At 65.6% G+C, this 23,090-nt stretch carries 20 protein-coding genes; 14 read left to right on the top strand and 6 right to left on the bottom strand.

Translation table 11 applies throughout. The features are described 5' to 3' along the window. Positions 1 to 3 precede the first annotated feature (3 nt). Genes V2B31_RS10010 through V2B31_RS10000 form a run of 3 tightly spaced genes read left to right on the top strand, consistent with a single transcriptional unit; the run spans position 4 to position 4,078 of the window. Entirely contained in the window at positions 4 to 1,485 is a 1,482-nt protein-coding gene (locus V2B31_RS10010) for an NAD-dependent succinate-semialdehyde dehydrogenase (protein WP_328278026.1), read from the top strand. Next, positions 1,482 to 3,608, top strand: coding sequence for an outer membrane protein assembly factor BamB family protein (locus V2B31_RS10005; RefSeq protein WP_328278024.1), 2,127 nt, complete (start codon positions 1,482 to 1,484; stop codon positions 3,606 to 3,608). Before V2B31_RS10010 ends, V2B31_RS10005 begins: the two co-directional genes overlap by 4 nt. Beyond that, on the top strand, positions 3,608 to 4,078 hold the full coding sequence (locus V2B31_RS10000) for a c-type cytochrome (protein WP_328278022.1): 471 nt from the start codon (positions 3,608 to 3,610) through the stop codon (positions 4,076 to 4,078). The genes V2B31_RS10005 and V2B31_RS10000 overlap by 1 nt, the downstream gene beginning before the upstream one ends. 156 nt (positions 4,079 to 4,234) lie before the next feature. Here V2B31_RS10000 and V2B31_RS09995 read toward each other — a convergent pair whose 3' ends face one another. Together V2B31_RS09995 and V2B31_RS09990 are read right to left on the bottom strand one after the other, a co-directional pair. After that, positions 4,235 to 5,017, bottom strand: coding sequence for an enoyl-CoA hydratase (locus V2B31_RS09995; RefSeq protein WP_328278020.1), 783 nt, complete (start codon positions 5,015 to 5,017; stop codon positions 4,235 to 4,237). Then, the gene (locus V2B31_RS09990; RefSeq protein ID WP_328278018.1) at positions 5,014 to 6,201 is read right to left on the bottom strand and encodes a CaiB/BaiF CoA transferase family protein; all 1,188 of its coding nucleotides are present in this window, start codon (positions 6,199 to 6,201) and stop codon (positions 5,014 to 5,016) included. Before V2B31_RS09990 ends, V2B31_RS09995 begins: the two co-directional genes overlap by 4 nt. Positions 6,202 to 6,349: 148 nt before the next feature. Between V2B31_RS09990 and V2B31_RS09985 the strand changes: the two genes are divergently transcribed. Continuing rightward, on the top strand, positions 6,350 to 8,266 hold the full coding sequence (locus V2B31_RS09985; protein ID WP_328278015.1) for a pyrroloquinoline quinone-dependent dehydrogenase: 1,917 nt from the start codon (positions 6,350 to 6,352) through the stop codon (positions 8,264 to 8,266). Between the two features lie 9 nt (positions 8,267 to 8,275). Beyond that, positions 8,276 to 8,617 (top strand): hypothetical protein, encoded by a 342-nt coding sequence (locus tag V2B31_RS09980; RefSeq protein ID WP_328278013.1) that lies wholly within the window; start codon positions 8,276 to 8,278, stop codon positions 8,615 to 8,617. 194 nt (positions 8,618 to 8,811) lie between these two features. Here V2B31_RS09980 and V2B31_RS09975 read toward each other — a convergent pair whose 3' ends face one another. After that, positions 8,812 to 9,822 carry an SMP-30/gluconolactonase/LRE family protein gene (locus tag V2B31_RS09975; RefSeq protein ID WP_328278011.1) on the bottom strand — a complete coding sequence of 337 codons (1,011 nt, stop codon included), beginning with the start codon at positions 9,820 to 9,822 and terminating at the stop codon, positions 8,812 to 8,814. 32 nt (positions 9,823 to 9,854) lie between these two features. Further along, on the bottom strand, positions 9,855 to 10,757 hold the full coding sequence (locus V2B31_RS09970) for a cupin domain-containing protein (protein ID WP_328278009.1): 903 nt from the start codon (positions 10,755 to 10,757) through the stop codon (positions 9,855 to 9,857). Positions 10,758 to 10,882: 125 nt separating this feature from the next. On the opposite strand from V2B31_RS09970, the gene V2B31_RS09965 reads away from it, so the two are divergent. The 9 genes from V2B31_RS09965 (at position 10,883) to V2B31_RS09925 (ending at position 21,005) form a co-directional block, all read left to right on the top strand. Further along, positions 10,883 to 12,202 (top strand): MFS transporter, encoded by a 1,320-nt coding sequence (locus tag V2B31_RS09965; RefSeq protein ID WP_328278007.1) that lies wholly within the window; start codon positions 10,883 to 10,885, stop codon positions 12,200 to 12,202. A gap of 45 nt (positions 12,203 to 12,247) precedes the next feature. After that, positions 12,248 to 13,213 carry a cupin domain-containing protein gene (locus V2B31_RS09960; RefSeq protein WP_328278005.1) on the top strand — a complete coding sequence of 322 codons (966 nt, stop codon included), beginning with the start codon at positions 12,248 to 12,250 and terminating at the stop codon, positions 13,211 to 13,213. A gap of 137 nt (positions 13,214 to 13,350) precedes the next feature. Then, entirely contained in the window at positions 13,351 to 13,902 is a 552-nt protein-coding gene (locus V2B31_RS09955; RefSeq protein ID WP_328278003.1) for a DUF4142 domain-containing protein, read from the top strand. A gap of 94 nt (positions 13,903 to 13,996) precedes the next feature. Next, the gene (locus V2B31_RS09950) at positions 13,997 to 14,488 is read left to right on the top strand and encodes a hypothetical protein (RefSeq protein WP_328278001.1); all 492 of its coding nucleotides are present in this window, start codon (positions 13,997 to 13,999) and stop codon (positions 14,486 to 14,488) included. Positions 14,489 to 14,555: 67 nt separating this feature from the next. Then, the gene (locus V2B31_RS09945; protein ID WP_328277998.1) at positions 14,556 to 14,702 is read left to right on the top strand and encodes a hypothetical protein; all 147 of its coding nucleotides are present in this window, start codon (positions 14,556 to 14,558) and stop codon (positions 14,700 to 14,702) included. Between the two features lie 126 nt (positions 14,703 to 14,828). Beyond that, positions 14,829 to 17,825 carry a TonB-dependent receptor plug domain-containing protein gene (locus tag V2B31_RS09940; protein WP_328277996.1) on the top strand — a complete coding sequence of 999 codons (2,997 nt, stop codon included), beginning with the start codon at positions 14,829 to 14,831 and terminating at the stop codon, positions 17,823 to 17,825. A 188-nt stretch (positions 17,826 to 18,013) separates the two neighbouring features. Continuing rightward, on the top strand, positions 18,014 to 20,008 hold the full coding sequence (locus V2B31_RS09935) for a glycoside hydrolase family 97 protein (protein ID WP_328277994.1): 1,995 nt from the start codon (positions 18,014 to 18,016) through the stop codon (positions 20,006 to 20,008). A gap of 76 nt (positions 20,009 to 20,084) precedes the next feature. After that, entirely contained in the window at positions 20,085 to 20,723 is a 639-nt protein-coding gene (locus V2B31_RS09930) for a PadR family transcriptional regulator (protein WP_328277992.1), read from the top strand. 3 nt (positions 20,724 to 20,726) lie between these two features. Next, positions 20,727 to 21,005: a DUF2218 domain-containing protein gene (locus V2B31_RS09925; RefSeq protein ID WP_328277990.1), complete on the top strand. Its 279-nt coding sequence runs from the start codon at positions 20,727 to 20,729 to the stop codon at positions 21,003 to 21,005. Between the two features lie 96 nt (positions 21,006 to 21,101). Here V2B31_RS09925 and V2B31_RS09920 read toward each other — a convergent pair whose 3' ends face one another. Together V2B31_RS09920 and V2B31_RS09915 are read right to left on the bottom strand one after the other, a co-directional pair. Beyond that, positions 21,102 to 22,235, bottom strand: a complete 1,134-nt coding sequence (locus V2B31_RS09920; RefSeq protein WP_328277988.1) for a M14 family metallopeptidase — start codon at positions 22,233 to 22,235, stop codon at positions 21,102 to 21,104. After that, positions 22,232 to 22,828 carry a hypothetical protein gene (locus V2B31_RS09915; protein WP_328277986.1) on the bottom strand — a complete coding sequence of 199 codons (597 nt, stop codon included), beginning with the start codon at positions 22,826 to 22,828 and terminating at the stop codon, positions 22,232 to 22,234. The genes V2B31_RS09920 and V2B31_RS09915 overlap by 4 nt, the downstream gene beginning before the upstream one ends. Between the last annotated feature and the right edge of the window lie 262 nt (positions 22,829 to 23,090).

Here is a 23,090-nt window from a genome sequence, read left to right as displayed (position 1 = left end):
CCCATGACGCACAGCTATACCTGCACCACGACCGACGGCCATAACGGCCCCTTCGCCATCCCGACCGACCTGCTGATCGGCGACGCTTGGACGGCGGCGGCAAGCGGCAAGCGGATCGACATAATGAACCCGGCGACGGAAACGGTGCTGACATCGGTCGCGGACGCGAGCGCGGCCGAGGGCATTGCCGCGGTCGATGCCGCTGCCGCCGCCGCGCCGGGCTGGGCCGCGACCCCCCCGCGCAAGCGGGCCGACATATTGCTCGCCTGCTTCCATGCGATGATGGCGGAACAGGAATGGCTGGCGCAGCTCATCACGCTGGAAAATGGCAAGTCGCTGGCCGACGCGCGGGGTGAGGTGGCCTATGCCGCCGAATTCTTCCGCTGGTATGCCGAGGAAGCCGTCCGCATCAACGGAGAACTGTCCCTTTCACCGTCTGGCGCGAACCGGATCATGGTGCAATATCAGCCCATCGGCATCGCCCTGCTGATTACCCCCTGGAACTTCCCGGCGGCAATGGCGACGCGCAAGATCGCCCCCGCGCTGGCGGCGGGCTGCACCTGCATCCTGAAACCCGCCGAGGAGACGCCCCTGACGGCGCTCGCCGTGGCGGAGATCATGCGCCGCGCAGGCGTGCCGGCGGGCGTCGTCAATGTCGTCAACACCAGCGATCCGGGGCCGCTGTGCGGCGACATCCTGCACGACCCGCGCGTGCGCAAGCTGTCCTTCACCGGCTCCACCGAGGTCGGCCGCATCCTGCTGCGCCAGGCGGCCGATCAGGTCATCAGCTCGTCGATGGAACTGGGCGGCAACGCGCCTTTCCTGATCCTGGACGACGCCGATCTGGACGAGGCGATCGAAGGCGCTCTGGTCGCCAAGATGCGCAATGCCGGCGAAGCCTGCACAGCGGCGAACCGCTTCTACGTCCAACGCGGCATTCATGACGCCTTCGTCGCCAAGCTGGTCGATCGGATGGGCGCAATGCGGATGGGGCCGGGCCTCGACAGCGCGACCCAGTGCGGCGCGATGATCAACCGCGCTGCCATCGACAAGATCGAGCATCTGGTCGCCGATGCGGTCGGCCGCGGGGCGGAGGTGAAGCTCGGCGGCACGACGCCGGAAGGGGCGGGCTATTTCTATCCGCCATCGGTGATCGCCAATGTGCAGCTCAATTCGGAAATCCTGAGCACCGAAGTGTTCGGCCCGGTCGCGGCGGTGATCCCCTTCGATGATCCCGAAGACGCGATCGCGCTCGCCAATGCCACCGAATATGGGCTCGCTGCCTATGTCTATACCGAGAATCTGAAGCGCGGGCTTCAGATGGCGGAGAAGATCGAGGCGGGCATGGTCGCGATCAACCGGGGTCTTGTCTCCGATGCGGCCGCGCCCTTCGGCGGGGTCAAGCAGAGCGGGCTCGGGCGTGAGGGCGCGCATCACGGCCTGCTGGAATATTGCGAGGCCAAATATATCGCGGTCAGCTGGTGACACGACCGACCATAGAGGCGCAACAGAGCTGGGAGAGGGCCGGAAGCGCGATGCAGAAGTTAAGCCGACGCACATTGTTGAGCGGAACGGCCGCCGCCGCCGCCGTCATCGGGGTCAATCCGGTGCGGCGGGCGGTGGCGCAGGATGAGCTGCCCGGCGGACCCGACACCGAATGGCGCCATTATGCGGCCGACCAGGCCAATACGCGCTATTCACCGCTGGAACAGATCAATGCCGATAATTTCGGCGACCTCCAGATGGCGTGGAGCTTCAAGACCGATATTTTGGGCGCGCGCAAGGAATATCAGTTCGAGCCGACCCCGCTGCTCATCAAGGGGCGGCTGTTCCTGACGGCGGGATCGCGGCGCGACTGCGTCTGCATCGACGCGGCGACCGGCGAACTGCTCTGGATGTTCCGCAAGGATGAAGGGCAGCGGGCGCTCAATTCCCCGCGCCAGCTGTCGGGCCATGGCTGCTCCTACTGGACCGACGGCAAGGCCGAGCGCATCTTGTTCGTGACCATCGGCTATCAGCTTGTGTCGCTCGACGCCGACACGGGCCTGCCCGATCCGGCTTTCGGGGTGAATGGCGTGGTCGACCTCAAGCAGGATTTCGATCAGGAACTCGATCCCGAAACCGCCGATGTCGGGCTGCACGCCACGCCGCTGATCGCGCGCGACACGGTGGTGGTGGGCGCGGCCCATTCAGCGGGCGACGTGCCGGCGGTGCGGAAGAATGTGAAGGGCTATGTCCGTGGCTTCGACGTGCGGACCGGCAAGCGCAAATGGATTTTCCACACCATCCCGAAAAAGGGCGAGTATGGCTATGACAGCTGGCTGAACAAGGATGCCGACGAAGCCGGCAATGCCGGCGTCTGGGCGGAAATGTCCGCCGACGAGGAACTAGGCCTCGTCTATGTCCCGGTCGAGCTGCCGACCGGCGACGAGATGGGCATGTTCCGGCGCGGCAACGCGCTGTTCGGCGAATCCCTCGTCGCGCTCGATATCGAGACCGGGCAGCGGCGCTGGCATTATCAATTGGTCCACCATGGCCTTTGGGATCGAGACATTCCCTGTGCGCCGATCCTGTGCGACATCCCGGTCGATGGCCGCACGGTCAAGGCGCTGGCGCAGCCGACCAAGCAATGCTTCCTCTTCGTGCTCGACCGCACCACCGGCCAGCCCATCTGGCCGATCGTCGAACGGCCGGTCGAGAAGGGCGACGTGCCGGGCGAATGGTATGCCAAGACCCAGCCCTTCCCGACCAAGCCGCCCGCCTATGACGTGCAGGGGATCGGCATCGATGACCTGATCGACTTCACGCCCGAATTGCGCGCCAAGGCGGTGGAGATGGTGAAGCAATATAAGATCGGGCCGCTCTACACCCCGCCGACGGTCAGCAAGCCGGGCCGCTGGGGCACAATCTCCGTGCCGGGCATTCAGGGCGGGACCAACTGGCCGGGCGGCTGTTACGATCCCGAAAGCCATACCGTCTTCGTCTATTCCAAGACCCAGCCGTCGGTCATCGGCATCATCCCCAACGACGACACGAGCGTGTCGGAATTTCCCCAGGTCCACGGCATTGCTGGGGCAGACGTAAAGCCCCAGACGGCGATGGGCGCGCCCGGATCGGGCGAGCCGCGTCGTCCGCCCGCAATGCGGCCGGGCTCCGGGCCGCCGCCGGGCTTCCTGGTGATGGACGGCCTGCCCTTGCTCAAGCCGCCCTATGGCCGCATCACTGCGATCGACCTCAGCAAGGGCGACCTCAAATGGCAGGTCGCGCATGGCGAGACGCCTGATAACGTCCGCAACCATCCCGCGCTCAGGGGGCTGAAAATCCCGCGCACCGGGCGCGCCGGCAATCTCGGGCCGCTGTGCACCAAAACGCTGGTGATCTGTGGCGAGGCGGGCTTCTACACCAACGAATATGGCATACGCGGCGCGATGCTGCGCGCCTATGACAAGGGGACCGGCGAGGAGAGGGGCGCTGTCTACATGCCAGCGCCGCAGAGCGGATCGCCGATGACCTATATGCTCAATAACCGCCAATATATCGTCGTGGCGGTGGGCGGCGGCAATTACAGCGCGGAGCTGATCGCGTTCCGCCTTCCGGGAGTGGCGTGATGCGGCGGATGTCTGGATGGATCGCGGGCGCGGCGCTGCTTGGCGCCGGCGGCGCGGTGGTGACCCGCGCACAGGCGCCCGATCGCCATGTGTGGACCGGCGTCTATACCAAGGAGCAGGCGGAGCGGGGCAAGACCGCCTATGCGGAAAACTGCGCCGCGTGCCATGGCGAGACGCTGGCCGGTATCGACGTCGCGCCGGCTTTGGTCGGGCCGACCTTCCTCAACAACTGGAACAATACGTCGGCCGGCGACCTGTTCGCGCGCATCCAGATGACGATGCCCCTGAATGCGCCGGGAAGCCTGGGCGGGCGGAAAGTGGCCGATATCGAAGCCTTCATGTTCGAGGCGAACGGATTTCCGGCGGGCGACCTGCCATTGCCGCCCAACGCCGCGCTGATGCCCAATGTCCGCATCGTGGCGCAGAAGCCAGAGCCCGCGAAGGCCGACGGGCCATGCAAATGTAATTGATGGAGCGGAGCCGGAGGCCGCTTCAACGAAACTGCATCAACTGGAACCGATAGCTTGTTGTTCCCCGGCGAAGGCCGGGGCCCAGTCCCGAGCGTGGAACTGGGCCCCGGCCTTCGCCGGGGAACGCGACAACGTAATGTCGGAGCGCCTTCAGCTTCAGCGCCCGGTCCACTCCGGCACCTTCTTGGTGCGCGCGAGGAAGTCGGCAACGCCCTGCCGAAAATCGGCGCTGCCATAGACCTCACCAATCAGATCCTCGACATCGGGCAGCGCGCCGAAGGTCATGCGGCGCAGCATCTCCTTGGTCGCGCGCGTGGTGAGCGGGGCGTTCTCCGCCGCGCGCACCGCCAGCGCCTCGGCCTCCGCGTCCAGCGCCTCGCGCTCGACGATGCGGAGCAGGAAGCCGCTGGCGCACAGTTCCTCCGCCGTCAGCATCTCGCCCAGCAATACCATGCGCTTGGCTCGCTGCACGCCGACCGCCCCGCCGATCCGCGCCAGGCTGGCGGCGGACAGGCAATTGCCGATGGTGCGACCGATCGGCGACCCGAAGCGCGCGTCGCGCGTGGCGATGCGGAAATCGCAGGCCGACGAGATATTGATGCCGCCGCCCACGGCCCAGCCCTCCACCACCGCGATGGTCGTGCAGGGGATGGCGTCGACCGCGCCCATGCATTCGTCGATGTCGCGCTCATAATCGACGCCCTGCTGGCCGGTCTCATAATCGGCGAATTTGGAGATGTCGGTGCCGGAGATGAACGCCTTGCCGCCGACGCCGCGAAACACCGCGACGCGGATCGACGGATCGGCGGCGATGTCCCGCGCGGCGTCGCGCAGGTCGTGCCACATCGCGCTGGTCAACGCATTATGCGCGGCGGGGTTGGAGAAGCGGATATGCGCCTGGTTGCCGCGCTTCTCGTAGATCAGCCGAGCCTCGCTCATTGCGCGGCTTCCTGCGGCGCGGCGAGCAGGCCCTTGTCGATCAGTTCCTGCCGGATCAGATCGCTATGTTCGTTCAGCAGGGGCGGGGGCAGACGGACTTCCTGCGGGGTGCCGCGCATCTTGACCGGGAAGCCGAGCGCCTTGAACTCGCCCTCCACCGGATGCGGCACCATCTGCACCATGTCGCGCGCGACCGCCTGCTCGCTCGTCACCGCCTCGCCATAATCGAGGATCGGGGCGGCGGGGACGCCGGCCGCCAGCAGCGCGTCGATCCATTCTTCGCGGGTGCGGGTCAGGAAAGTTGGCGCGAGTTCCTCGATCAGGGCGATGCGATTGGTCACGCGCGCGGCGTTGGTGGAATACCGCGGATCGTCCTGAAGCTCAGTGCGGCCGAGCACCTGGATGAAAGTGAGCCACAACCCCTGATTGGCCGCGCCGATGACGAACCAGCCGTCCGACGCCTGCACCGCCTGATAGGGGGCGGACATACGGTTGGCCGAGCCGATCGGGGTGGGCGACTTGCCGGTGCCCCAAAGTTCGGTCGTTTCCCAGATCGACAGGCCCAGCGCGGCCTCCAGTAGCGAGGCGTCGATATACTGCCCCTGGCCGCTTTTTTCCCGCCCGATCACGGCGGACAGGATCGCATAGGCCGAGAAGAGGCCGGCGCCGAGGTCCGCGACCGCGATGCTGTTCTTCGCCGGCTCCATGCCGGGGAAGCCGTTGGAACTCAGGATGCCCGACATCGCTTGCGCGATCAGGTCGAAGCCGGGGCGCTGCGCCCAGGGGCCGGTCTGGCCGAAGCCCGAAATGCTGGCATAGACGAGGCGCGGGTTGATCTTCGCCAACGTATCATAGTCGATGCCGAGGCGCGCGGCGACGCCGGGGCGGGCATTTTCGACCAGCACGTCGGCGCTTTTCACCAGCGCATACAGCACTTCGCGGTCGGCATCGTCCTTGAGGTTCAGCGCAATGCTCCGCTTGTTGCGGTTGAGCGCGAGGAAGCCTGGGCTGTCCTCTCCCTTGAGGCGGAAGCCCATCGAATGGCGGGTCGAATCGCCCGTTTTGGGCGGCTCGATCTTGATGACGTCCGCGCCCATGTCGCCCAGCAACATGCAGCAGAAGGGGCCTGCCATCACCTGCGAAATGTCGAGAACCCTGATGCCGGCCAGGGGCAGATTAGCCATATTCCATCTCCCTTGAGCGCCGACATAGGCGACGCCAAAAATCCTTCAGATCATATTGTATATGATTTCACCCTTTGCTAGCATTGCTCCTACAAAAGAACAACCGGGCTTGTCGATGAAGGTCGGACCCGCATTTTACCGGAGAGGCATGTCGTTGCAATTTTCCTCCCTCTTCCGCCGGTCGACCGCACTGGCATCGCTCCTGTCGCTGACGGTCGCGCCGATCGCGGGCGCGGCGCCCTCGGCCGAATCGGACTGGGCCAGCTATGGCCGCGATCCCGGCGGCGCGCGCCATTCGCCGCTTAAGCAGATCACGCCGGTCAATGTCGGCACGCTGCGCCAGGCCTGGGTCTATCATATGCGCCCGCCGGGCGTCACCGCCGATACAGGGCCGATGCCCGACGGGATGCGCGCCAAGTTCGCCACCGGCTTCTCGGCGTCGGAGGCGACGCCGCTGGTGGTCGATGGGGTCATGTATCTCTCCACCCCCTATAATCGCGTCGTCGCGCTCGATGCCGCGACCGGGCAGGAGCGCTGGGCCTACACGCTCGCCAACAAGGATCAGGCGCCGACCCGCGGCGTCGCTTATTGGCCCGGGGTCAAGGGGAAGGGCGCGCGCATCTTCTTCGGCACGCGGTCGGGCAAGCTGATCGCGCTCGATGCCGCGACGGGCCAGCTCGCCACCGAGTTCGGCGAAGCGGGCATGGTCAATATGAAGACGCCGGAGGTCATGAACGGCCTGCGCGCCGCGCCGCTCGGCATGAGCAGCCCGCCGGCCATCTACAAGAATCTCGTCATCACCGGATCGCGGGTGCAGGAAATGCCGGTCAAGGGCGCGGCGGGCGACGTGCGCGCCTGGGACGCGCGGACCGGCAAGCTGGTCTGGACCTTCCACACCATCCCGCGCGAAGGCGAGCCGGGGGCGGAGACTTGGGAGCCGGGCAGCGCAAAGAGCCGGTCGGGCACCAATGTCTGGACCTTCGTCCAGGTCGATGAGAAGCGTGGCATCGCCTATCTGCCGATCGGCGCGCCGACCTTCGACCGCTGGGGCGCGGATCGCAAGGGCGCCAACCTCTATTCCAATTCGGTCGTCGCGGTGGATGCGGCGACGGGCAAATATCTCTGGCATTTCCAGACCGTCCATCACGACATCTGGGATCTCGACCTGCCGACTTTGACGCTGATCGACATCAAGCGCGGCGGGCGGACGACGCCGGCGCTGGTGGCGATGAACAAGACCGCGATCATGTTCATCCTCGACCGGGTGACCGGCAAGCCGCTGTTCGAGGTCAAGGAAGTGCCGGTGCCGACCGAGACCGACGTGCCGGGCGAGCAGCCATGGCCGACCCAGCCGATGCCGGTCGCGCCGCCGCCGCTGACGCGGCTTGCCTACACCGAAAAGGACATACTCGACATCACGCCCGAGCTGAAGGAACGGTGCGAGGCGCTGGTCAAGAAGCTCAACGTCACGCCCAGCAAGCCCTTCCAGCCGCTGAGGGCCGACAGCGCGATCAATTTCTTCCCCGGCAGCCTGGGCGGCGCGGACTGGGGCGGGGGCGCGTTCGACCCCAGTCTCAATCTCTACGTCATCAACTTGAACGAACTGGCGAGCCCGCAGCAGCTGGAGCAGCAGCCCGACGGCAGCTGGGGGATGAAGGGCGGCTATGCCTATTTCGCGGACATGGAGACGGGCTTCCCCTGCCACAAGCCGCCATGGGGCGAGCTGGTCGCGGTGGATGTGGTGAAGGGCACTGTCGCCTGGCGGCGGCCGCTGGGCGACACGGGGCACCCGCTGCTCAAGGATGCCGGCATCACCAGCGCCGGCGGGCCGTTCACGACCGCGGGCGGGCTGACCTTCATCGGCGCGACCAAAGACCAGCGTTTTCGCGCCTTCGACACCAGGACGGGCAAGCTGCTGTGGACGGCGGAACTGCCCGGTTCCAGCTATGGCACGCCCATGACCTATGCCATGGGGAAACGGCAGATGGTCGCGGTGGTCGCCACCGGGGGCTTCGCTTTCTCGCCCGCCACCAGCGATGCGGTGGTGGCCTATGCCCTGCCCTGAGGAATGACCATGCATAAGTTCGGACGGATCATCATGGCGCTCGCTTTGCCCCTCGGCGCGGCGGGCGCATGGGCGCAGCAGACGCCGGCCCCCACCGCTGCCGCCGCGCCGCCGCCGGGACCGGGGCTGGACCTCATCAACGAGCGGTGCGGTTTCTGCCACACCACCGCGCAGGTCTTCCAGAAGCGGCGGAGCGAGGCGGACTGGGCGGCGACGGTGCAGGGCATGGCCGATCGCGGCGCGGAAGTCTCGCCCGACGAGATCAAGACGATCACCGCCTATCTGGCGGCGCACTATGCGGCTGCGCCGGGGGCTGCGGCCGCTGCGCCGCCGCCTGCGGGCGGGCGCTGAGAGGATGGCGTCCAGGGGAAGTCAGCATTTTCATAACGCTACAGCTTGTTCCCCGGCGCAGTTGATGGGAGGCGCGTGACTCCCATCAAGGGGCCAGTTCGGAGCGTGGGACTGGACCTGGCCTTCGCTGGGGAACGCGAGTCTTTCTTATACAGCGTTACGAGCGCATCTGGCGTAGTGCCGCACGCCTGTCCTCATTTTGCGTTGGCGTAGAGGGGCAGCATCCCCTTCACCTTGGTGCGCAGGCGATAGATGCTGCTGCTGCCGGCGATATAGACGGTGCGGCCGTCTTCCGCGAAGGCGAGGTTGGCGGCGACTTCGGGCAGTTTGATCTGGCCGAGTATCTTGCCCTTTGGCGTCACGATGCGGATGCCCCCGGGGCCGGTCATCCAGATATTACCGGCGCTGTCGACCTTCAGCCCGTCCGGCCCTTCGCCCGGTTCGGCAAAGCGGATCAGGATGCGGGGTGCGGAGAGCGCGCCGTCGGGCGCGACGTCATAGGCGCGGATATATTTGTCCGGGCCGTAATTGCCGACATAGAGCGTCCTGAAATCGGGCGAGAAGCCGATGCCGTTGGGCAGGGTCATGTCGGTGATGACGGCGGTGAGCTTGCCATCGGCATAGCGGAACACGCCGTTGAAGGGCAGTTCCTTCGCCGGATCCTTGTCCATGCCGTTGATGAGGCCGAAGGGCGGATCGGTGAACCAGAGCGCGCCACCCTTGTCATAGACGAGGTCGTTGGGGCTGTTGAGGCGCTTGCCCTGATAGTCGGTGATGAAGGGCTGGGGCTTGCCATCCTTGCCGATCTTGGCGATGCGGCGGCCGCTCATCTGGGCCATCAGGACAGTGCCGTCGGGGGCAGGCGCCATGCCGTTGGAGCCGATCGGCTTGCCGAGCGGGGCACCGGGGAGGCCGCCGGAATTGGCGACCAGTTCTTCGATCATCCCGTCCGGCGAGACGGCGCGCATCTTGTCGCCGGTCACGTCTGAGAACCAGAGCCGCCCCTCGCGCCACATCGGGCCTTCGGTGAAGCCGAAGCCGGTCGCGACCCGCTCGATCGGCGTGCCGGGCGCGATGATCGCGTCGAGCGCCGGGTCGATCCGTTCGATCGACGGGGCGGCTACCGGGGCGGGGGGCTGGGCCGCCAGCGGGGCTGCGGTGAGGAGCGTCGCGGCGAGCAGGGCGGCGCGAAGGGGGAAGGGCATGGGGTGTCAGTCTCCTAGGGGGAAAGGGGGTGTCAGCGGGCGGGGCGCATCCGCGCTTCGGTCTCGGCCCGGTAGCGGGCCTTGGCGGCGAGGTCGCGGGCGACGCCGATGACCATGAGTTCGAGGGGCGCGTCGCCGGTCTGGCGGATGGCGCGGGCTTCGCCGAGATCGACCGGCACGGCGTCGCCTTCCTTGATCGCGGCGCGCTCCTGCCCGATCGTCGCTTCGCCCGCGCCGCCGATGACATAATAGACTTCGCTCATGTCGGGCTGGGTCCGGTTGCCGAGGGTCGATCCGGGCGGCAGCAGGATATGATCGACATAGGCCCAGGGGGTCGAGAAGATGGTGGGGCCGAGCGCGCGGCGGTAAAGCGCGCCGGCGCTGGCGTCCGGGAGCGCAGGGCCGGCGGGCTTCAGCAGGCTGCGGTCGAGCCGCATGGTGACGAATTGGGGGATGGGATCGAGCGCGACGCCGGTGCGCGGGTCGCCCAGATCGACATTGTCGTAGCTCTTGGTCATGCCGACATTGATGTTGAGCCATTGCAGCGGCTTGTCGGTCGGGTTGTAGATGGCGTGGGCGTGCCCCTTGCGATCGGGGACGCCAGCAGGGCCGGCGATGCGCGAGGTACGGCCATCGATGGTGAATTCCGCCTCGCCATCCAGGATCACGAACATCTCCTCGCAATCGTCGTGGAAATGCTGGCCGATGCCGCTCTTTGGCGCGATCACGCCGCGATGGATGAAGATGAGGTTGGTGCTGAGTGCATCCATCCCCAGCAACGGGCCGAAGCGCATCGATCCCGCGCCGCCATGGACCGCCGTCAGGTCGCGCATTTTGGCCGGGTCGGTATGGCCGATCCGGTCGGCCACGGGAGGCGCGGACGGGGGTGCTGCATGGGCTAAAGCGAACAGCGAGTGGAACAGCTGAATCGCCATAATCGCCCGTCCCAACCGCATCGATCATCCCCTCGTTTCTTGTCTGTTTACACGGACTAATATCCGTCGTAGAAAAATCATATACTATATTGTCCGGCGCGCAAGCCGGCGTGGAGGGATGAGTGATGACGGCAGTTGCGCGATCCAGGGTTAGGCTGGGGCTGATCTTCCTGCTGTTCGTCATCAGCGCGATCGCCTTCCTTGACCGCACCAACATCTCGGTGGCGGGCGTCGAGATGCGCAAGGAATATGGCATCGACCAGGTCCAGCTCGGCTGGGTCTTCAGCGCCTTCCTGATCGGCTATGCGCTGTTCCAGGTGCCGGCCGGATGGCTTGCCGCGCGCTACGGCCCGCGCCTTGTATTGACCGGCGCTTTGGTCTGGTGGGGGCTGTTCACCGCCGCGACCGCGCTCATCCATCCGCAGGCGAGCGGCGGGCTGCTGCTATTGGCGCTGACCCGCTTCGCGCTCGGCATCGGCGAATCGGTCGTCTATCCGTGCGGCAACCAGTTTCTGTCGCGCTGGATCCCGGCGCAGGAGCGCGGCAAGGCCAATGGCTGGATCTTTGCGGGCGTGGGTGCGGGATCGGGCATCACCCCGCCGCTGATTACCGCGATCATCCTATGGGGCGGCTGGCGTGCATCCTTCTATGTCTGTGCGGTTATCGGTCTTGTCGCCGCCGCCATCTGGTTCCTCCTGGCGCGCGACCGGCCGCAGGATCATCCGGCGGTCAATGCCGGCGAACTGGCGCATATCGAAGCGGGACTGCCGCCGGCAAAGGCCGTATCGAACGCCCCGATCCCGTGGGGCGCGATCTTTTCCAGCCGCAATGTCTGGGGCCTGTTCGTCAGCTATTTCGCGTTCGGCTATGTCATCTGGATCTTCTTCAGCTGGTTCTTCATCTACCTCGCCGAAGCGCGGCAGCTGGACGTCAAATCGAGCGCCGTCTTCTCGATGCTGCCCTTTCTCTGCATGACCTTCGGCTGTTTGCTGGGCGGGGTCATCAACGATCGGGTGTCGGCGCGCTACGGCCTTTATTGGGGCCGATCGGGGCTGGGCGTGGTGTCCTTCATCCTGACCGGCATTTTCCTGGCCAGCGGATCGATGGTCGACAATGCGCCGCTCGCGGTGCTGATCCTGGCGGGCGGCGCGGGCGCGATCTATCTGTCGCAAAGCAGCTTCTGGTCGGTGACGGCCGACATCGCCGGGCCGCATAGCGGGGTCGTGTCGGGCTTCATGAACATGGGATGCCAGATCGGCGGCGCGCTGACCTCCACGCTGACGCCGATGATCGCGGCGCAGTTCGGCTGGACCGCCGCCTTCATCGCCGGGTCAGCGGTGGTGCTGGCCGGCGTGCTCGCCTGGGTGATCGTCGATCCCAACCGGCTGCTGGAGCAGCCCGCGCCTGTCGATGGCGATGTGCCGGGCACGGCGGTAGCGGTGTGAAACCGCTCAAGATTTGTTAGAGTAGAAAATCCGCAGGAGAGAGACATGACCCCCGCCAAAGCTGCCTTGTTGTTGTGCGCGCCCGTTCTGCTGGCGCTGGGCGGCGCGGCGCAGACTCAGCCGGCCGCTGCGCCGCCCAAAGGCCCGCCGCCCGCACGCCCGCTGATGGAGACGGGCTGGTCGCCCAAGCGGACCCCGGTGCGCGCCTATGACGCGCCCAACAAGCCGCACTGGAAGCTGGCCGACATCCTGGCACGGCATAAGGGGCAGAAAAATTGGGTCCACCCGATCGTCCGCAACCGCGACCTGGAAGCGGACTGGCATCAGATGGCGGCGGGCGGCAAGACCGAGCCGCTGATGTATCCCGACAATGCCACCGCGCTGATCGTGTGGGGCGGGCAGTTGCGCGTCAGCATCAAGGGGCAGGAGCCGTTCGTCGCGGTAAAGGGCGGGGAGGTGCATATCCCCTTTCGCCTGCCATTTACGCTGGAGAGCGTCGGGCCGGAGCCAGCGCTGTGGCTCGAAGTGCATGGCGCGGGCGACCTGCCGCTCTATCCGACCGCAACCATGTCGCAGAAACCCAAGGACGTGGCTGGCTTCACCTATGTGAAGGCGGCGCTGATGGGTGGGGACGGGGTCTATCGTCCCGAGGATCGGCCCTATCTCGATTATTACAAGGATGTGGTGAATGGCGGCCAGCGCGCGGGGGCGTTTATCGCGGGCGACCATCTGTTCGTGAACAATATCCGTGGGCCAGGCACGCCGACCCCGCCCGCCAGCAACCTGGGCCATTTCCATTTCGGCTATGACGAATTCTGGTTCGTGATGGAGGGGAAGATCGATTACCAGATCGAGGGCGTGCCCTTCTTCACCGCCGAGCCGGGTGACGTGGTGACGGCCGCGCAGGGGCGATGGCACCGGGCGAGCTTCGGCGGGACGCCGGGCGTGATGGCGACGCGAGTGGCGATCAATCCCTACCCGCGCGGGCTGCACAGTTTCGAGGCGCATTGAGGTGAAGGTGCCCCGCTAACCTATGCGGGGCGTCGGTAAAGCCGGTGAGCATCCGAGCGCATTGACGCGCAGGGCGGCGAACGCGGAGCAGGGGCCTGGCGTTGGGCGCAGCGTGACAATCGTCAGGAGGATGTGCCATGAAAATGCTTGCCGGGCTGCTGCTCGCCGGATCGCTTAGCGCGGTTTCGCTTCCCGCCGGGGGCCAGACCCCGCCGCCGCCACCGCCGGCAGAGGCGAAAACCACCGCCTCGGCCTATGTGAAGGCCGCCGGGATGAGCGATCTTTACGAGATCGATTCGAGCAAGATCGCGGTTCAGAAGTCGAAGTCGCCCGCTGTTCGCAGGCTGGCTGAGATGCTGATCCGGCATCATCAGCAGACTACGGCGGCGACGGTCAAAGCGGCCGGAAAAGCCGGCCTGACCCCGCCGCCGCCAGCGCTGGACGCAGGGCACAGCGCCTCGATCGCGGAGCTGCAGAGCGCGTCGGCCGCCGATTTCAACCGGCTCTATCTGGCGCAGCAGGTGCCGGCGCATCAGGCGGCGCTCGACCTGCATCGCAGCTATTCGGCCAATGGCGACCAGGCGCCGCTGCGCATGTCGGCCAAGGCCGCGTTGCCGATCGTCGAGCAGCATCTGAAGGCCGCGCAGGCGCTGCAATCAGGCGATCATGGCGCGCATACGGGCATGTGAGCCGGCGTAATGAACCCCCTGCCTAACCCAGGTTGGCGACCGGCGGGGACCGCAGCCGCCGGGCGGGCGTTCATGGGGGCAAAGGAGTGTCCGCATGAACGACCGCAACGCCTTCCTGCAAGGGCAGGGATCGCCGATCAAGGATGATGCGCCGCCGCCGACCCAGGGCTGGCGCGGCGAGGCGGTCGCGACCGAGCCAGCGGATGGAGGTGAGGCGCAGCGCCAGCCTTTGCCCGGCAGCGACGCCGAGGTCGAATATGCGTCCGGCGTCGCCTTTGCCGAGGCGCAGGGGCTGGGCAGCGCAGAGCGGGATTCGGAGGCTGAACCCGCTTCGCCTTCGGTGAAGAAGGCGGGGCATGGCGACGGCGTGCAGAATCTGGTCGATGGCGGCGAGACGCCGGGCGGGCAGAGCGCTGGCGCGGCCTATCCCAATCCCTATGACGGCAAGAAGGGTGACGGTCAGTTCGGCACCTTCATGGGCCATGGCGGGCAGAGCGAGATCGCCTATCACGGCCCCGGTCATCTTGGCGAACGCACCGTCGATGATGATGAGAACCGCAATGGGGTGACCGAAAGCGATCGCTGACAGGTCAAGCCGCTTTTGACCGGCAAGTGGTGCGCGGCGATTGACTTGACCTGTTCAAGGCGTGGTCGTGGCGACGCCGATTTTCGGATTGTGCCGCGCCCGTGAGATGATGCCGCTCTGTTTCCAGGGTGTTTCGCAATTGCAGGATATGAGCGGCGCATTAACCGTCTATTTTACTGTTGTAAAATTACAACTATCTGAATTTATGGGCTAATTTTGATAACCTGCATCAGTTTACCCGGTCCCGCTGGCGGAGCAGTCTGTCCCTATCCGCGGTTTCTTCGCGGTCGCACGGGTTGCAAACGGGCCTTGCCGGCCCATCCAGAAAAGGGACTGGACCTTGAAAAAAACGAAGATCAGCGCGCGTCTGCGCGCGGGCGTGGCGCCTGTCATCCTGGGCGCCATGATGGCGCATGGCGCGGCCTACGCGCAGGATCAGGCGCCACAGGCAGCCGATGCCGAAGAAGGCGACACGATCGTCGTCACCGGATCGATCCTGCGCCAGACGGCGCGCGAGACGGCCTCGCCCGTCACCGTGCTGTCGGCCGAAAGCCTCCAGCAGCGCGGCCTCAACACCGCGTCCGAAGCGCTCCAGCGGTTGAGCGCCAACGGCGCGGGCACCATTTCCAGCGGCTGGAATACCGGCAGCAACTTCGCGGCGGGCGCGAACGCGCCGGCGCTGCGCGGCCTGACCGTGCAGAACACGCTGTCGATCGTCGACGGAATGCGGCTTGCCCCCTATCCGCTGGCGGACGACGGGCAGCGCAACTTCGTCGACCTGAACAGCATCCCCAATGCGATCATCGAGCGGATCGAAGTGCTGCGCGACGGTGCGTCGTCCACCTATGGCGCGGATGCGATCGCGGGCGTCATCAACGTCATCACGAAAAAGGAAATCCGGGGCATTCACGCGAATGCGTCGGCCGGCATTTCCGATCGCGGCGACGCGGGCGAGCGCCGCATCGACCTGACCGTGGGCTATGGCGACCTCGCCGACCAGGGGTTCAACGTCTATCTGTCGGGCGAATATCAGAAGTCGGACGCGCTCTATGCGCGCGAGCGGGGCTATCCCTATAACTCGACCGATCTGCAAGGCATCTGCAACGAGTCCGGCAGCTGCATGGCGAACCACAACTGGAACGGCTACACGGCCGAATCGGGCACCTTCAACGGGCTGTTCTCCATTCCGGGCATCGGGCTGGTGCGGCCGGTTGCGACCGGCTCCAATGTCGGTTCAGGCCGTTTCTCCTATCTCAACCCGTCGCTGGGCTGCGGTGACTATCCGCTCAATCCCAATATCGGCACGTCGCCTTCGGCGCCGGCGCAGGGGGTGTGCGAGGTCGATTATCAGAACGACTATCAGATGCTCCAGCCGCGTATCGAGCGCTATGGCCTCACGGGCCGCATCACCGCCACCCTGGGCGACAATGCCCAATTCTACGCGATGGGCACCTATTATCAGACCAACACGCTGGCGACCCTGACGCCGCTGGGCTTCAACGGCACGCCGGCCGCTTCGCCGAGCGGTCTGACGCCGGCTGCCTATAATGTGCTGCTGCCGGTCTATACCTGCGCTTCGGGGCAGGGGACGTTCGATGCGCTCAATACTGGCTGCACCGCAGCCAATGGCGTGCTCAACCCCAACAACCCCTATGCAGCCGCGGGGCAGCGCGCGCAGGTGCTGATCCGCTCGCCCTATGCCCGCACCGACGAGACCCGCACCCGCGCCTTGCGTGCGGTCGCCGGGATCGACGGCAGCTTCGCCGACGACTGGCGCTATGGCGTCAATTTCACCGCGTCCGAGGTGCGGCTGAAGCGGTTCCAGGACAATTATATCATCCCGCAGCGGGTGATGGACGTGGCCGCGACCGGGGCGTTCAACTTCCTCGATCCGATGTCCAATTCGCAGGAGGTCTGGGACTATATCGCGCCGCAGAGCGTGACCACCTCCAAGTCGAAGCTGTGGCAGGTGCAGGGCACGCTGGCGAAGGACTTGTTCCAGCTGCCCGGCGGTCCTTTCCAGGCGGCGGTCGGCATCGCATACCGCAAGGAGTCGATCGACTCGCCGTCGGCCAACCCGGCGAACGACGAAAATCCCTATGATCGCTATTATTCGATCAACGCGGTGGGCGCGGAAGGCTCGCGCAACGTCAAGTCGGCTTTCTTCGAGCTTCAGGCCCCGGTTCTGGACCAGCTGGAGCTGACGGCGTCGGGTCGGTACGACAAATATTCGACGGGCCAAGAGAATTTCTCGCCCAAGATCGGGGTCAAGTTCACGCCGATCCCCGAACTGGTCGTGCGCGGCACCTTCTCGAAGGGCTTCCGCATTCCGAGCTTCAACGAAGCCTTCGGGTTGCCGACGACGGGCTATGTCACGCGGCGCATCAATTGCGAAACCTACGCGGCGTTCTGCGCCGCGCATGGCGGACCCAATGCGCCCTATGTCACGGGCGACTACAGCGTCGGCCTGACCCAGACGGGCAACGCGCAGCTGGACCCGGAAAAGTCGACGTCGTTCACGGCCGGCTTCGTGTTCGAGCCGATCCGCAACGTGTCGTTCAACGTCGATTTCTGGCACATCAAGATCAAGGATCTGATCGTCGGCATCACCGATACGTCGCCCTATGAAAACGCCTATTATCTCAACAATGGCGTGGTCGACATTCCGGGCGCGACGGTCGTGGCGGGCACGCCGAGCAACGACAATCCGGGCGCGCTGCCGCTGCTGGGCTTCATCCAGACATCCTACCAGAACGCCAATTCGCAGACGGTGAGCGGCATCGATTTCGGCATCAACGCCAATTATGCGCTGTCGCCCGACGTCAACTGGACCAGCGCGCTGGATGCGTCCTACCTGCTGAAATACAAGCTGAACGATGGCGGCAGCAAGCTGCGCTATGACGGCACGCTCAGCCCCTGCAACATCACCAGCTGCTCGGGCGCGCCCAAGCTGCGGGCGAACTGGCAGAATACGCTGACCTACAAGGACACGTCGGTCACCGTCACCGCTTATTATACCAAGGGGGTGGACACCGCGCAGATCGACTATGGCATGACCAAGGGCGATTGCGTCGGCAATGTCGAGGACGGCCTCATTTCCTATGAGGATGGCACGCCGGTCCAGTGCAGGACCAAGGATATCTGGAACGTCGATCTGACGATCAACCAGAAGATCAACGACCATTTCACCCTTTATGCGAACGTTCTCAACGTGTTCGATATCAAGGCGCCGGTGGACGTGAACGCGGCCTATGGCATCTTCAACTACAACCCTGCCTTTGCCGGTCCGAACATCATCGGCCGCTTCATGCGGGTGGGGGCCAAGATCGACTTCTAAACGCACGGCATAATGATGAAGGGCGGCCCTCCCTTGCGGGGTCGCCCTTCCCCTTAACTGGCGGTGGTGCGCGCCAGGTCCAGCCGACACTGGACCTGCCACGCGCCGCCGCCAATTTTCTATCGATCGCTTCCTCTTGCCAGCCGTGCCGCCGCCGCTACGATAGCGCTAACAAGATGGGAGAGACGATGCGTATCATCCTTTACGCCGCGGCTGCGGTCGCCAGCATCAACGCGGCTTCGGCGCAGCCGGCTAACGATATACGCCTCGCCAGCCCCGATCAGCGCAACCGCATCGACCTGAGCGTTGCCGAGGGCAAGCTGCGCTACACTGTCTGGCGCGACGGGCGGGCGGTGCTGTCGCCTTCGCCGATCGGCATGTTCACCAGCCAGGGGCCGCTGGGCGGGGCCGATCTGGAGGTCGTCGGTGCCGACCGCGCCAGAGTGAACGACGTCTATCGTCCGGTCGTCGGCAAGGCGGCGGAGGCGCACGACCGCTACGAGCAGGTGACGCTGCACCTCAAGCGCCGCACCGATGGGGTGGCGTTCGATCTGGTCGCGCGCGCCTATGCCGACGGGGTCGCCTACCGCTTCGTCGTGCCGCCGCAGGATCGGTTCAAGGCGATCGATATTTATTGGGAAACGACGGGCTTCTATTTTCCGGCGGACTATGACTGTTGGGGGGCGAATGCGGGCGTCCATGCCAACAGCCATGAGTTCGAATATGATCCGGTCAAGGCGTCGCGGATGCGCAGCTTCCACCTCTATGACGCGCCTTTGCTGTGCAGCACAGGAAAAGGCGGGGCGACCTTCGCGCTCGCCGAAGCCGACAAGCGCGATTATGCGGGGGCCTATTTCCGGCGGCGGGGCGATGGGGGGCTGGGCGTCAATATCAGCCTGACGACGCGCACCGACAATGCGCAGGACAGCGCGGGCTTCAAGACGGCGGTGCGCGCGTCGTTCAGCGAAGGGCCGCTGGTGACGCCCTGGCGCGTGGTGATGCTGGGCGACACACCGGGCGACCTCATACCCTCGCACCTTATCAGCCTGCTCGCCGAGCCGTCCAAGATCGCCGACACAAGCTGGATCAGGCCGGGCAAGGCGGCGTGGGACTGGTGGAACGGCTGGGCGGTCGATGTGCCGCAACCGGGCGTCAATACCGCCACCTACAAGGCCTATATCGATTTCGCGCAGAAGATGGGGCTGGACTATGTCCTGATCGACGAGGGCTGGTACAAGGGCAGCAGCGAAGCGCCGACGCCCGCCGACGTGACCGTGCCGATCCCGGCGGTCGATCTGCCCGGCCTTGTCCGCTACGCGCAGGAGCGGGGGGTGGGCATCTGGGTCTGGCTGCAATGGAAGCAGCTGGAGCGGCAGATGGACGATGCGCTTGCCCTCTACGAAGCCTGGGGAATCAGGGGGATCAAGGTCGATTTCATGGACCGCAACGACCAGGAGATGGTTGGTTTCTACCACCGCATCCTGTCGACCGCGGCGAAGCATCGGCTGATGGTGGACCTGCACGGCGCTTACCCGCCCGATGGGCTGGCGCGGACATGGCCCAATTATATGACGCAGGAAGGGGTGCTGGGCGCGGAATATAACAAGTTCGGGACGCGCATTACCGCGACGCACAATGTCACCCTGCCTTTCACGCGCGGGCTGCTGGGGCCGATGGACTATACGCCGGGTGGCTTCCATGCGGTTGCGCCGGCGGAATTTGCGGGCAGGGTGCGGTTGAAGCGGCCCTTCGTCCAGACGACGCGGGGGCAGGCGCTCGCCATGTATGTCGTCTATGACAGCCCCTTCGTCATGCTGGCGGACAGCCCGGATTCCTATATCGGCGCGGATGGCGCGCTGACGCCGGGGGCGGATTTCCTGAAAGAGGTGCCGGCGAGTTGGGACGAAACCCGTTTTCTGGGCGGCGCGATCGGCGAGCATGTGGTGATCGCGCGGCGCAAGGGGGCGAGCTGGTATATCGGCGCGATGACCAATGAAAGCGGGCGGACGGTTCGCGTGCCGCTCGATGCGCTTGGAGCGGGAAAGCGCTGGCGCGCGCGGGTCTGGCAGGACGGGGCGGACATGAACAGCCTGCGCGTCGGGACGGTCGAGGCGCGCGGATCGCTGGCGCTGACGCTTGCGCCTTCGGGCGGGGCAGTCGCGGTGCTGACGGCGATCGAATAGCGGATTATCGCAAGATCGATAAAGATATATCTTATCTCTTGACGAGCGACATTTTTAAGATATATCTAGACGCATCATGAAACAGACAGGACTTATCCAGATGATGCGCCATCACCGCGCTTTTCACGGCCGCCACGGCCATTTCGCTTTCCCCCATGGCTTCGGATCGGGACCGATGGGCGACGACGGTTTCGGCCGGCATGGAACTCGGGGCGGCGGCCGGGGCGGGTCTGGCGGCGGACGCCGCCGCCTGTTCGACAATGACGCGCTGCGGCTCATCCTGCTGAAGCTGATCGCCGACGAGCCGCGCCACGGCTATGAGCTGATCCGCGCGATCGAGGCGCTATCGGGCGAGACCTATGCGCCGAGCCCCGGCGTCGTCTACCCGACCCTCACCCTGCTGGCGGACATGGAGCTGATCGCCGAGCAGACGCCAACCGACACGGGCTCGGGCAGCCGCAAACGCTTCGCCATCACCGACGCGGGCTTGGCGCAGCTTGCAGAGCGCCAGGCGGAGCTGGAGGCGGCGCTCGGCCGGCTCGCGGCGCTGGCGGAGAAGGCGGAGCGGATGGATGGCGGCCCGGTGCGCCGGGCGATGCACAATCTGCGCTTCGCGCTCCAGAACCGGCTGGAGAAGGAAGGGGCGGACGAACAGACTTTGTTCGATGTCGCTGCCCTGATCGACGAAGCCGCCACCAAGATCGAAAGGCTGTAACCCATGACCGTCACCGCAACCGTCCCCACCGCCAACGCCAGCCGCTATCTCCAGCAACTTTCAAAGCATTGGAGTCACAAGTTCGAGGTCCGCTTCGACGCGGAAAAGAGCGAGATCGCCTTTCCGATGGGAACACTCCGCATGGAAGCCGCGCCCGAGGCGCTGGTCGTGACGCTGGAGCCGACGCCGGAGGCCGATGTCGCCCGGTTCCAGCAGGTGGTCGCGGACCATCTCGACCGCTTCGCCTTCAAGGAAGCGCCGCTGGCGTTTGATTGGAAGTAGCAATGCCGTCCACCCGTTCGCCCTGAGCCTGTCGAAGGGCGCGCGCGTGCTTCGACAGGCTCAGCACGAACGGGGGTGGGATGAACTCGTTGTCGCTCAAATCTCGTCGATCATCTCGGCCAGCACCGCCAGGCAATCCTTGGCGAGTTGGATCGAGCGGGCGGGGGACCAGCCATAGTCGGCGTCGGGCAGGTCGTCATTGTCCTTGAACGGCATTTCCAGCGTCATCGCCACCGCGCCGAAGCGTTCGGCGAGCTGGTTGGTCGACATGGAGAGGTTGGCCTTGCCCGCCGGGGTGGTCGGATAGCCTAGTCGCGTCTGGAAATCGGGCGTCCGCGCAGCCAGCGTGTCGCGATAGCGGGCATAAAGCCGTGCCTGTTTTTCGGTGAGCGACGGGATGCCCTCGAACCCGGCAAGGAACACGGCGGGGATCGCTTCGTCGCCATGCACGTCCATGGCGAAATCGACACCGGTAGCGTCCATCGCCTTGCGGACCAGCAGCACTTCGGGACTGCGCTCAGGCGTCGGATCATGCCATTCGCGGTTGAGGTTCACGCCCGCTGCGTTGGTGCGGAGGTGACCGCGCCGGCTGCCGTCGGGATTCATGTTCGGAACGACATGGATGGTGGCTTTCTGCCGCAGCAGCCGGGCGACGGCGTCCTCTTCGTCGCACAGGCGCTCCAGCGCGCCTTCCATCCACCATTGCGCCATCGTCTCGCCCGGATGCTGGCGGGCGTAGAGCCACACTTGCTTGGGGCCATCGCCGATTGTCAGCAGGTCGAGCGGCTGGCCGTCGAGGGTCAGGCCGAGTTCGCGGTGGGCGACGCCCGGCTGCGTCGCGGCCCAGGCGATCAGATCGTGATGCCGCTCCATCGAATAGGGCGCGAAATAGGCGACCCAGGCGACATTGCTGTCGGGCGCGATGCGGATGGTCAGCGTGCCGTCGGCATAGCCGGTGTCGGCGAGGAACCAGTTCTCCCGATCCTCGCTGACCCGCGCGCGATAGTTTTTCCAGCCGTCGGGGTAAGCCGCCCCCGCACAATTGACGATCGCCAGCTCGACGTCCCGGCCCGCCGCATTGGCGACGCGGAAATGGAACCATTGGTAGAAATCGCTCTGATGATCGGTGACGATCTCCAGTTCCGCGCGGACACCGCCGTCCGCGCTGTCGGTAATGGAAAGGACGCGGATATTGCCGCCGTCAAAGCCGCTCGAAATGGAAATGCTCATTTGACGATCATAGTGCGCCCCGACTCGCCCGGATAGCCCTGGATCAAAGCGGCGGCGAGTTTCTGCGCGGCCATGGCGGGCTGGGCGGCGGACGTGCCCTGCTTCGCTTCGGTCGTGGCACGGCCTTCCCAGACGGTCGCCGAATCGGCGCGGCGGCGCAGCTGGACCTGCAACTCGGTCGTCACGATGTCCTTGGGCTTGCCCGACAGGTTGATGCCGATGCCGAGGCCGAGACCGGAGTAGCCGCCGCTGCCGATGCCGCCGCCGACGCCGACGCTCACGGGGCGGCCGCTGCGGTCGACGCCCGACGGGCGGAAACCGCGCCGGAAGCTGACCAGTGCGACATAGTCGCTTGGGCTCCCGGCGGCGACGGGCGTGAAGCCGATCTGCCGCCATTGCTGGGCGACCGCGTCGGCATAGGTGCGGAATTCCAGGCTGATGTCGGGATTGCCCGGCATTTCCTCGACCGCGATGGTGCCGGATCGGGCGGGATTGCCGACATGGAACCGCGTAACTTCGGTCGGCGGCGCTGTGGTCGTGCAGGCGGCAAGCGGGAAGGCAAGGGCGGCGGCGAGGATCAGGCGCTTCGACATGGTTTCTCTCCAGCGGGCATGGGCCTTGTGTAACGGCGCGGCCGGCATAATCCCGCACAACGCGCAAAGCCATGGACTGGCTGCACCGGCGATGAACGGCGGCGAAATGCGGCCGGTCGCCCTTGACTTTGGCCTGCCCCGCCCATAGGGGCTGCGCTTCGATTTTCCGACGACACCTGATTCATCAAAGGCCGATAGCCATGAAGATCCGCAACTCGCTCAAGTCGCTCAAGGGCCGCCACCGGGACAACCGCGTGATCCG

The sequence above is a fragment of the Sphingobium sp. genome (genome assembly GCF_036170395.1).
Classification (GTDB): Bacteria; Pseudomonadota; Alphaproteobacteria; order Sphingomonadales; family Sphingomonadaceae; genus Sphingobium.
This window is presented reverse-complemented; position numbering and strand designations above follow the sequence as displayed.

Excerpts from the sequence above, each read along its gene's own strand:
- V2B31_RS09965 (WP_328278007.1), top strand. The coding sequence starts at position 10,883 with ATGACGGCAGTTGCGCGATCCAGGGTTAGGCTGGGGCTGATCTTCCTG.
- V2B31_RS09985 (WP_328278015.1), top strand. The coding sequence starts at position 6,350 with ATGTCGTTGCAATTTTCCTCCCTCTTCCGCCGGTCGACCGCACTGGCA.
- V2B31_RS09955 (WP_328278003.1), top strand. The coding sequence starts at position 13,351 with ATGAAAATGCTTGCCGGGCTGCTGCTCGCCGGATCGCTTAGCGCGGTT.
- V2B31_RS09970 (WP_328278009.1), bottom strand. The coding sequence starts at position 10,757 with ATGGCGATTCAGCTGTTCCACTCGCTGTTCGCTTTAGCCCATGCAGCA.
- V2B31_RS09915 (WP_328277986.1), bottom strand. The coding sequence starts at position 22,828 with ATGTCGAAGCGCCTGATCCTCGCCGCCGCCCTTGCCTTCCCGCTTGCC.
- V2B31_RS09980 (WP_328278013.1), top strand. The coding sequence starts at position 8,276 with ATGCATAAGTTCGGACGGATCATCATGGCGCTCGCTTTGCCCCTCGGC.
- V2B31_RS09975 (WP_328278011.1), bottom strand. The coding sequence starts at position 9,822 with ATGCCCTTCCCCCTTCGCGCCGCCCTGCTCGCCGCGACGCTCCTCACC.
- V2B31_RS09995 (WP_328278020.1), bottom strand. The coding sequence starts at position 5,017 with ATGAGCGAGGCTCGGCTGATCTACGAGAAGCGCGGCAACCAGGCGCAT.
- V2B31_RS10000 (WP_328278022.1), top strand. The coding sequence starts at position 3,608 with ATGCGGCGGATGTCTGGATGGATCGCGGGCGCGGCGCTGCTTGGCGCC.
- V2B31_RS09990 (WP_328278018.1), bottom strand. The coding sequence starts at position 6,201 with ATGGCTAATCTGCCCCTGGCCGGCATCAGGGTTCTCGACATTTCGCAG.
- V2B31_RS09930 (WP_328277992.1), top strand. The coding sequence starts at position 20,085 with ATGAAACAGACAGGACTTATCCAGATGATGCGCCATCACCGCGCTTTT.
- V2B31_RS09950 (WP_328278001.1), top strand. The coding sequence starts at position 13,997 with ATGAACGACCGCAACGCCTTCCTGCAAGGGCAGGGATCGCCGATCAAG.
- V2B31_RS09960 (WP_328278005.1), top strand. The coding sequence starts at position 12,248 with ATGACCCCCGCCAAAGCTGCCTTGTTGTTGTGCGCGCCCGTTCTGCTG.
- V2B31_RS09920 (WP_328277988.1), bottom strand. The coding sequence starts at position 22,235 with ATGAGCATTTCCATTTCGAGCGGCTTTGACGGCGGCAATATCCGCGTC.
- V2B31_RS09935 (WP_328277994.1), top strand. The coding sequence starts at position 18,014 with ATGCGTATCATCCTTTACGCCGCGGCTGCGGTCGCCAGCATCAACGCG.
- V2B31_RS09925 (WP_328277990.1), top strand. The coding sequence starts at position 20,727 with ATGACCGTCACCGCAACCGTCCCCACCGCCAACGCCAGCCGCTATCTC.
- V2B31_RS10010 (WP_328278026.1), top strand. The coding sequence starts at position 4 with ATGACGCACAGCTATACCTGCACCACGACCGACGGCCATAACGGCCCC.